This window comes from Spongiactinospora gelatinilytica (assembly GCF_003236385.1).
Taxonomy (GTDB): domain Bacteria; phylum Actinomycetota; class Actinomycetes; order Streptosporangiales; family Streptosporangiaceae; genus Spongiactinospora; species Spongiactinospora gelatinilytica.
Genome location: NZ_POUA01000325.1, coordinates 1 through 6,985, shown reverse-complemented (window position 1 = coordinate 6,985; position 6,985 = coordinate 1). Strand labels below are relative to the sequence as shown.

The following is a 6,985-nucleotide window of genomic DNA, read 5'->3' as shown; positions in this document are numbered from 1 at the left end:
CCATGTCATGACGAACACCCCGAATCCCCTGCGGTGGCGGCGACCTCACCGAGGAACGCGGCCCTGGTCGGCCGCAGCACCCGTAGTTTGGACAGGGCCCGCGACGCCTGACTGCGGACCGTGCCCGCGGAGATGCCCAGCATGGCGGCGATCTCCGCGTCGGACATGTCCTGGTAGTAGCGCAGCACCAGGACGGTCCGCTGTTTTCGCGGCAGGGCCCGCAGTTCGTCCCACAGCACGGAGTCGCTGCCGATCCGGTCGAGGTCGCCGTCGTGGTACGCGGCCTCGGGGACCGCCGCCACCAGGTCCTCGCGCCTGCGTCTGCGCCACCAGCTGATGTGAAGCCGGGCCATCGTCGTGCGGACGTAGCCCTCTGGGTCGTCCTTCTTGCGCACCCGCGGCCACGCGCCGTCGAGGCGCAGCAGCGCCTCCTGCACGAGGTCGGCGGCGTCGTGGGCGTTGCCGGTGAGCACGAAGCCGTACCGGTACAGCGCACCGCCACGAGCGCGCACGAACTGCTCAAAGTCCACTAACCAGGGACGCACGAGGACCCCCGTCCGCTGCACACGGTCACCGGAAATCCTGGGCCGTCGCCGCACGCGGCAGAAAACCGCAGGTCGGCGACGGGGGGCACGGGCTAGGGTTGCACGGCATGCGATCGATCTTCATCATCACGGGTGTCCAGGCGTCGGGCAAGTCCACCGTGGCCCGCCTGCTGGCGGAGTCCGCGGAGTTGCCGAGGTCCGTGCATGTGGGGGGTGACGTCTTCCGCAGGATGGTGGTCAACGGGCGGGCCGAGATGACGGCGGAGCCGTCGCCGGAGGCGGTCGCGCAGTTGCGGCTGCGACACCGGCTGACCGCGACGGTGGCGGACACCTACTTCGGGGCGGGGTTCGGGGTCGTGATCCAGGACGTGATCATCGGCCCGTACCTGGGGGAGATGGTGGCGGCGATCAAGTCCAGGCCGTTGCACGTGGTCGTACTCGCGCCGAGCGTGGCGGCGGTGGCGGCGCGGGAGGCGGCGCGGTCCAAGGACGTGTACGGGATCTGGACGATCGAGGCGCTGGACCGGACATTGCGCACCGAAACCCCCCGGCTGGGGCTCTGGCTGGACACCTCGGAGCTGACGCCCGAGGAGACCGTTGCCGAGATTCTCAGCAAGGCCGAAGACGAAGCCCGTATCTATCCGTAACACTATCCGTTATAACGGCAAATACCAGTACAAGTCCGGTCGACCCAGTGGCCGGGCGAGACGTCATGACGGACGAGGTAAGCCTGCCCTAGGGGAGGCCCGCGATGAACCATCTCGCGAGCGACGACCTTTTGGACGCCGGCCCGCCAGGGGCGGTCCCGGCAGGACGCGAGCCTGCGCGGAACGCGGCCCTGCACGGAACGCGAGCCTGCGCGGAACCAACACCAGGACCGGAGGCACCCCCAGGACCGGAGGCAGCGCGAAGTCGGCAAGCAGCACGAAGACCGGAAGGAGACCGGTGGACGGCCGGGTCCGGGAAACAGAACCGCTCAGACGCACGAAGAGGGATGGTCATGACCGTGACGAGGGCGATGCGTCAGGCGCTCCTCGCGGAGATGCGCAGGCACACCGGCGTGGGCGACGCGATCGCGGAGGCGTTCCTCACCGTGCCCAGACACGTCTTCCTGCCCGAGACGCCGGTCGAGCAGGTCTACCGCGACGAGGTGATCGTCACCAAACGCGGCGCGGACGGCATGCCGACCAGTTCGTCATCGCAGCCGACGATCATGGCGGCGATGCTCGGCCAGCTCGCCGTACGCCCGGGTGACCGGGTGCTGGAGATCGGCGCGGGCACCGGGTTCAACGCGGCGCTGCTGGCCACGCTGACCGGCTCGGGCGGCGAGGTGGTCAGCGTGGACATCGATCCGGACCTGGTGGATGCCGCGCGTTCCAACCTGGAGGACGCGGGATGCTCCGGCGTCACCGTCGTGGCCGGCGACGGGACGGACGGCTTCGCCGCGGGCGCGCCGTACGACCGGATCATCGCGACCGTGGGCGCGTGGGACCTCGCGCCCGCGTGGCTGGAGCAGCTCGCGCCCGGCGGGCGCATCGTGGTCCCGCTCGACCTGTACGGCGTGCAGCGGTCGGTGGCGCTGGAGCGCGCGCCCCGCCAGACGTCCGGACGCTGGGGCAGCGTCTCCGTGCTGTCCTGCGGTTTCATGCGGATGCGCGGCCCGCTGGCCGGTCCGGAGCGCTACGAGGTACTCGACCCCGCCACCGGCCTGACGATCTTCCTGCCCGACGGGCGCGACGCCCACGGCGTGCTGAGCGCGCTGGAGGGCCGGGTCACCGCGCGGGCCGTGGCGACCGGGCTGCCGGTCGATCCCACGGTGCTGTTCGACGGGTTCAGCCTGTGGCTCGCCGTACACGAACCGCGCTGGTGCACCCTGTGGGAGGCGGGCGGCACCCGGCTGCCGCCCAGCCCGCTGACCATGCAGGGCACGTCGGTGTCCGCGGGCATCCGGGACGGCGGCGGCATCGCCCTGCTCACGACCGAGAAGACCGGCCGCGACGCGGGCTGGGGCGTCGGCTACCCGTCGCAGGTGGAGGAGGTCGTCGCGCGCGGGTACGGCCCGGACGGCATGCGCCTGGCCGACGAACTCGCCGCGCACGCGCGTACCTGGCTGGCCGCCGGCCGCCCGATGACCGACACCCTGCACATCGACGCCTACCCGGCCACCATGTCCGTCTCGACCGCCCCCACGACCCCGCTGCTCGAAAAGCGGCACACGACCCTCGCGATCACCTGGCCCGCCTGCTGAGTCATGGCACGATCTGCAACTGGGCCATCATGCCCAGCGAGGAATGATCCAGGAAGTGGCAGTGGTAGACGTACCGGCCGAGGTGTTCGGTGAACCGCACCTTGATGCGGGCCGACGCCCCCGGCGGGACGTAGATCGTGTCCTTGCGCCCCAGGTCGGTCGGCCACGGCGGCTCGCCGTCCCGGTCCAGCACCCGGAACTGCTCCAGGTGCAGGTGGAAGGTGTGGTTGATGCCGCCGCGCTCGACGTCGGCGTTGTGGATCCGCCAGATCTCCGTGGCCCCCCGCCTGACCTGGAAGTCCACCCGCGCGGGGTCGAACTCCTGCTCGTTCATCAGGTAACGCCACTTGGGCGTGGTCAGGTCGAGGTTGAAGACCACGTCGCGGGTCACGGTGGCCTCGGGCAGGTCCGGTAGCGGGCGCAGTACGTCGGGCACCCGGCTGTGGTCCCTGGCCCTGCGCACGACGTCGAAGCGCAGCACCGTGCCCGATGTGTCGTGCATCATCACCTGATCGCCCGGTTTGAAGCGGGAGAAGTCCACCACCACGTCCGCTCGCTCGCCCGAGCTGATCAGCAGCTCGCGCATCCGCTGCGGGGCGGGCAGCAGGCCGCCGTCCGAGCCGATCTGGATCAACGGCAGGTCGCCTTCCAGGCGCAGCCGGAACAGCCGGTGCGTGGTGCCGTTGAGCAGCCGGAACCGGTACTTCCTGGCGGCCACCCTGAAATAGGGCTGCGGGCGTCCGTTGGCCAGGAGGGTGGTCCGGGTGTCCGGCACGTCGTAGATCAGCTCGCCGTCCTGGCCGATCAGCGCGTCCCTGATCATGATCGGCACGTCGTACCGGCCCCTCGGCAGGCCGTACTTCGCCTCCGCCGGGTCCTCGATCACGTAGAACCCGTGCAGGCCCGCGTAGACGTTGCGGGCCTCGGTGTGGTGGCTGTGGTCGTGGTACCAGAGCGTGGTGCCCTGCTGGGTGTTCGGGTAGTCGTAGACCCGGAAGCGCCCCGGGTCGATCACGTCCATCGGGTGGCCGTCGCTGACCGAGGGCACATGCCCGCCGTGCAGGTGGACGTTGGCCGCGCGGTCCAGGTCGTTGTGGTACTTGACGATCACCCGGCGGCCGGTCCTGACCTGGAAGGTGGGGCCGACGAAGCCGCCGCCGAAGGACAGCACCGGGGTCAGCAGGCCCGGGACGATCTCGACCCGGGCGGGCTTGATCCGCACTTGGTAGACGTCGGCGTCCGGCCGTACCTGGACGGGCCTCGCCACCGGCGGCAGCGGCATCTCCACCGAGAAGGCGGGGACGTGCGCCAGCCGCCGGGGACGCGGGCCGTGCCGGCCGTCCCGGCCGGGGGGCAGCAGCGCCGCCGCGCCGGTGAGTCCGCCGAGCGCCAGCAGGTTTCGCCGGTTGAGCAGGTGATTCCCAAGCCGGTTGTGCATGTGATTCCCAAAGAGGTCGGTCGCGAGGAGAGCCAATGGTCCTGCGCACACTCTCGCCGCCGCGGCGATCGGCGGAAATCACGACTCGGGGGGTACGGAAATCATTGGCGAACACATGGGCGTCCGAACACCAATAGCCCCCCGAAGTACGACGGAAGAGTACCTTGGCGTAATGGATCACAGTGCGCGGGCCGCGGGCGCGGTCGTCGGGTCTGCGGTGGGCGACGCGCTGGGCGCGCCGTTCGAGTTCGGTCCGGCGGGCGCGTTCTCGGCGCGGTTCCCGAAGCCGGGCGCGGGCGAGGAGATGTGCGGGGGCGGCGGCTGGGAGCCCGGCGAGGGCACCGACGACACCCAGATGGCACTGCACGTCGCGTACTCGCTGGTGGAGCGGGGCGGGCTGGACCTGCCCGACATCTACAAGCGGTTCAAGCGATGGGCCAAGGCCGATCCGAAGGACATCGGCCTGCAGACCCTGTCGGTCCTGAGCAGCTTCCGCTCCTGGGACAAGGCCGCGGCGCACCACTTCAAGACCAGCCTCCGCGCGGCCGGGAACGGCTCGCTGATGCGCGCGACCCCCTCCGCCGTCCACTTCGCCGCCCAGGGCAGGGCGGCCACCATGAACGCCGCCCGCCGGATCGCCGCCCTCACCCACGGCGACCCGGCCGCCTGGGAGGGCACCGCGATCTTCCAGGAGCTGGTGCGCGTCGCGCTGGACGGCGGCGACCCGCTCGCCGCGATCCCGGACGCGCTCGACGCGGTCGATCCCGGGCAGCGCGACCGTTATGTGACCGTGCTGGCCGAGGACTGGCATCCGAGCCAGGCCACGGAGTTCAACGGCGCGGTGTGGCCGTGCCTGGGGTCGGCGGTGTGGGCGCTACGGACGACCTCTGACTATGAGGAGGCTCTGCGTGCCGCCATCGACCTCGGCGGCGACACCGACACGGTGGCGGCGGTGACCGGGGGGCTGGCGGGCGCGGTGTACGGCCTGGCGGCGATCCCGGAGCGCTGGACCGCGCCGCTGTACGTGCCGCTGCCCGGCTCCCGCGACCATGAGGTCGTCCGCCTGGACGACCTCATCGACCTCACCCGGCGGCTGCTTTCCGGTCAAACGTGGAACCAATGAATGCGGCGGCAGGCCGTGCACACGAAACAGGCCGCGTCCCGATTGGCCCAGTCGAGATTGAACAAAGTCATGCCGGTGGTCTGGAGTTTCCAGCGGTGGCTTTCGAAGACGTCGTTGTCGCACGTGTCGCAGGTGAGTTTCCGGCCATTGGGAAATGTGACAGGCGCAGGTTCCGTCATGAACTGGATGCTAGCCAACGGAATCGGGAGATACTCGCCCTTCCGGGCTCCGCCGCCGTACCGGGCGGTGGACGTGCGATGCTGGAGGTGACCCCCGGGAGAGGGGGTCGGCGTGCCCGCCGGACATATCCGACGTATCGATATCGCAGGGGTCTCCTACACCCGGCGGGAGGCGCCGGACGACCTGGCGCACGTCCGTGCCGTGGACACCTTGCGGGCGAGCGACACGCCGCGCGGGCGCAGGATCGTCGCGGCGCTGGTCGTCCTTGAGGGCGTACTCGGCTCCGGCGCGCTGAACGAACTCCTGGACCGCATCGACGACGAGGCGGACCCCCTGGACTGGCCCGAACTTCTCACCGCCGCCCGCGACCTGACCGGCCCACGTACGCCGTGACCCGGCCAGGTCATGATCTTCGGCGAGCCAAGGGCGAGACGGTCGCGCAGGCGGGCGTACCGGAGTGCCGCGAGGAGACCGGGCTCGACGTCGAGGTGACGGGCCTGGTAGGGATCTTCTCTACCCCGGATCACGTGATCGCCTATATGCACGGCGATGAAGTGGACGAGGTACGCCAGCCGATCAACATCTGCCTGCGCGCCCGCGTGATCGGCGGCCGACTGCACCCGGCCCCGGACGAGGCCCGCGATGTACGTTGGGTCGCCCCCGCCAGCCTCGACGAGTACCGGATCGGCCCGGCGATCCGGCACAGGATCGACAAAGGACTGGAGGGCGCGGGACCGTACCTTGGTTGAGCCTGTCTGCACCAGTGGTCGCTGCCCGGGAATTCAACAAGGCCGCTGCCCGTTTCGACAGCCTGATGGCGGCCGAGTGCCGGGAACGCGTTCGCCACGCCATACAGAGGGGGCCTCGTGGGGCGGGATGAAGGTCTCTCGGTCGAGCGCTTGAACGGCATGGCAGCCGGACAAGCCGAAAATGACTTCCGCTCGGTATACGCCGAGGCATTCGCCGAGCCGCCGTGCAACGAGACGGCGAGCGATATCGAGGCCGGCTTCCGCCGTTTCCGCGCACAGATCCGCAAATCGACCTTCAGCGGGGCGCTGGCCCGCACCGATGAGGGAGAACCGGTCGGAATGCAGGGTGCGCAGCGTTGTCCACAGGCTGTGCATGTCCGACCGGCGTGTTCTTCACCGTCCTTCGCGTTGGGCGCTGACCGTACGCCGTATACAGTGTGGGTGCAGCGAAGGTCACGGGGCCGTTGGAAGCGGGGATTCCCAATAGGAAGCGGGATACGAACATGCCGGTGGCGCAAGCGTCGGGCGAAGCCCGACACAGAGAACACGGCTGAGCGAAGCGAAGACGATTGGCCGCGCGGTAGCGCCGGAGCGCCGGAGGCGGGGGGATCGGCCCCGGAGGGGCGTACGTCGGGCGAAGCCCGTACACGAGAGCACGGCTGAGCCAAGCGAAGGCGATTGGGAGCGCGGTCACGCCGGAGG

General features: G+C 70.1%; 8 protein-coding genes. 5 read left to right on the top strand and 3 right to left on the bottom strand.

Annotation, left to right across the window (positions count from 1 at the left end; genetic code table 11):
* Positions 1–5: 5 nt before the first annotated feature.
* On the bottom strand, positions 6–545 hold the full coding sequence (locus tag C1I98_RS30135) for a SigE family RNA polymerase sigma factor (RefSeq protein WP_233508312.1): 540 nt from the start codon (positions 543–545) through the stop codon (positions 6–8).
* A 107-nt stretch (positions 546–652) separates the two neighbouring features.
* On the opposite strand from C1I98_RS30135, the gene C1I98_RS30130 reads away from it, so the two are divergent.
* Entirely contained in the window at positions 653–1,192 is a 540-nt protein-coding gene (locus C1I98_RS30130) for an AAA family ATPase (RefSeq protein WP_111170775.1), read from the top strand.
* A gap of 353 nt (positions 1,193–1,545) precedes the next feature.
* Positions 1,546–2,793: a methyltransferase, FxLD system gene (gene fxlM / locus C1I98_RS30125; RefSeq protein ID WP_158558229.1), complete on the top strand. Its 1,248-nt coding sequence runs from the start codon at positions 1,546–1,548 to the stop codon at positions 2,791–2,793.
* A 1-nt stretch (position 2,794) separates the two neighbouring features.
* Here fxlM and C1I98_RS30120 read toward each other — a convergent pair whose 3' ends face one another.
* Positions 2,795–4,231, bottom strand: coding sequence for a multicopper oxidase family protein (locus C1I98_RS30120; protein ID WP_111170773.1), 1,437 nt, complete (start codon positions 4,229–4,231; stop codon positions 2,795–2,797).
* Between the two features lie 172 nt (positions 4,232–4,403).
* Here C1I98_RS30120 and C1I98_RS30115 point away from each other — a divergent pair, with 172 nt between their 5' ends.
* Positions 4,404–5,354: an ADP-ribosylglycohydrolase family protein gene (locus tag C1I98_RS30115; protein WP_111170772.1), complete on the top strand. Its 951-nt coding sequence runs from the start codon at positions 4,404–4,406 to the stop codon at positions 5,352–5,354.
* Here C1I98_RS30115 and C1I98_RS40765 read toward each other — a convergent pair.
* Complete coding sequence (locus C1I98_RS40765; protein WP_146607711.1) at positions 5,336–5,533, bottom strand: hypothetical protein; 198 nt, start codon at positions 5,531–5,533, stop codon at positions 5,336–5,338. The genes C1I98_RS30115 and C1I98_RS40765 overlap by 19 nt on opposite strands.
* Positions 5,534–5,645: 112 nt before the next feature.
* Here C1I98_RS40765 and C1I98_RS30110 point away from each other — a divergent pair, with 112 nt between their 5' ends.
* A complete protein-coding gene (locus tag C1I98_RS30110; protein WP_146607710.1) occupies positions 5,646–5,927 on the top strand; it encodes a hypothetical protein in 282 nt (93 codons plus the stop codon).
* Positions 5,924–6,283, top strand: a complete 360-nt coding sequence (locus C1I98_RS30105) for an NUDIX domain-containing protein (protein ID WP_233508311.1) — start codon at positions 5,924–5,926, stop codon at positions 6,281–6,283. The genes C1I98_RS30110 and C1I98_RS30105 overlap by 4 nt, the downstream gene beginning before the upstream one ends.
* Positions 6,284–6,985 lie beyond the last annotated feature (702 nt).